A 1,965-nucleotide genomic window follows, 5' to 3' on the forward strand; every position below is an offset into this window, starting at 1 on the left:
GGATGACGGGGGTGGGGGTCATTTTGCTAGATTGCACGATATTGATAGTAAAGGTAACGATGAGCAGACCCATGACGACGCAGTACCCGATACATGTAAAGCTTGACAGCATGATCCACCCCGAGGAGCGGGACCGGGCGCTTCATCGAATGCTGGAGGAAGAGCGGCAGAGGATCGCCGCCGACCTGCATGATGGGATCGGGCAAACCCTCAGTGCCATGAAGCTAGCGGTCGGGAGGCTTAGGCAGCTTCGGGAAGGCCAGTTTACGGATGGCGAGGGCGTGATTTTCGATTCCCTGGCGGAGTGTCTCTCCGAAGCCATGAACGAGGTCCGCCGAATCTGTTTCGATCCACGCCCGGCACAGCTCAACGATCAGGGTGTCATCAACGCAATCGGCAGGGTTTGTCACGAGCTCTGCCACGGATTGAACCATCTCGACGTCAGCCTGACGGTTCGTGCCTATGAAAGCGATATTCCGCTACCGCTGAAAGTGGCCCTCTTCCGTATCCTGCAGGAGTCCTGCGGCAACGCCTGCAAGCACTCGCGGGCGTTGCATTTATCGATCCTGCTGGAGGCGGACGCGGAGGGTGTCCGGCTCACCGTTGCGGATGACGGCGTTGGCTTCACCGCCGGTTCGGTCTGCCCGTCTAAAAGTGGTTTCGGCCTCGGCAGTATGCGCCGGCGCGCGTCGATGACCGGCGGCAACCTCAGCGTCCATTCGCGACCCGGACAAGGGACTCGGGTCATCGCCGCCTGGCAGGTCGATGAGGGCGCTGATCCGCGACCGCCATCGGCCGCACCGATGCCTAATCAGAGGCACCACGTCGCCTCATAGCGTACATAGCCCGTCGCGCTTCGCGTCTCGCGATAAGCCGCGCCGGAGAGCACCGCGCGTTCCCAGGCCTCGGATATCCGCGGGTCGTCGATACAATCCCCGCTGGCGTTGACCGCGACGGCGAGACGAAGCCCCTGCCCTCGCTCCTGGTCCAGGGAGACGTGCAGGTCCCCGACGCTATTGCAGGCGACCAGTTGTTTCAGTGTCTGCTGGACGACGCGGAAGATGACGGCCCGTAAGGGCTCGGGCACATCTTGGTCGCGTACGGCAATCTGGGGGGCCGAGATCGGTAGGCCGACCCCCTGCTCGGCCTCGCGGCAAAGCTGACCTAAGGACGCGCTGAGACCAAAATCGTCGAGAGTCGATGGACGCAGATCCATCGCCAGGCTGCGCACGTCACGAATGGCGCCCTGCAGAAGCACGACGATCTCTTCATTCGGCGGACCCTTGTCCATGCACGGCTGCAGCGCAGCCGCTCGCGCGACCGCTTCGGTCTTGGTCTTGATCGCACTCAGTGTTTGCGCGATCTCCTCGTGCAGCTCCCAGGCAACACGGCGGCGATCGTCCTCCTCCGCCGCCATCATGCGCTCGGAGAAGGTTTGCAGGGTTTGGTTTCGCTGAAGGATCACTTCGCGCTGCCGGGTGATGATCCGCTCTGAACGCAGGACGACGTACACCAGCAGGGCGTACAGGACGATCATGATGCCCGTGATCGCGCCCAGCACCAGCAGCTCGTTGCGGGTCATGGCCCGGACGATGGGTGCGACGTCCGTGTAGAGCTCGAATACGCCGATTGGCTGTGGGTTGCCCGGCGCCCAGATCGGGACGTATGTCTCGATCAGCATATCCTCGCCGCGGAGCAGTTGGAGGGCGCGTCGCGCTCCTGCAGGGAGCAGCGCGCTTCGTATGTCACCGCCGAGAGCGGCCTGCAGTCGCGGATTCAGGCGCTCGCTCGTGCCGATCTCCCGTTCCTCGGCGGAATACCGCACGATCCCATCCCGATCGTGGATCTTCAATCGGTCCACGGGAGTATCCCTTAGCGACTGTCGTACCAGGCTGAAGAGCTCCTTGGGTGATCGATCGTGTGCCCTGTTTTCCAACGCGTCCTCGCCCGCCAGAAGGTAGTCTT

Annotated in this window: 2 protein-coding genes; one reads left to right on the top strand and one right to left on the bottom strand. The window is 62.7% G+C overall.

Going from position 1 to position 1,965, the window contains the following annotated elements; translation table 11 throughout:
• Positions 1-836, top strand: an 836-nt coding sequence (locus VLR48_RS06635; RefSeq protein ID WP_325291017.1) for a sensor histidine kinase, incomplete at its 5' end; no start/stop codon positions are given.
• On the opposite strand, the gene VLR48_RS06640 is transcribed toward VLR48_RS06635, so the two are convergent.
• Positions 812-1,965: sensor histidine kinase (locus VLR48_RS06640; protein WP_325291018.1), on the bottom strand; the 1,154-nt coding region annotated here is incomplete at its 5' end. The two genes, VLR48_RS06635 and VLR48_RS06640, sit on opposite strands and share 25 nt — an antisense overlap.

The organism is Thiocapsa sp. (assembly GCF_035467215.1).
Lineage (GTDB): Bacteria > Pseudomonadota > Gammaproteobacteria > Chromatiales > Chromatiaceae > Thiocapsa.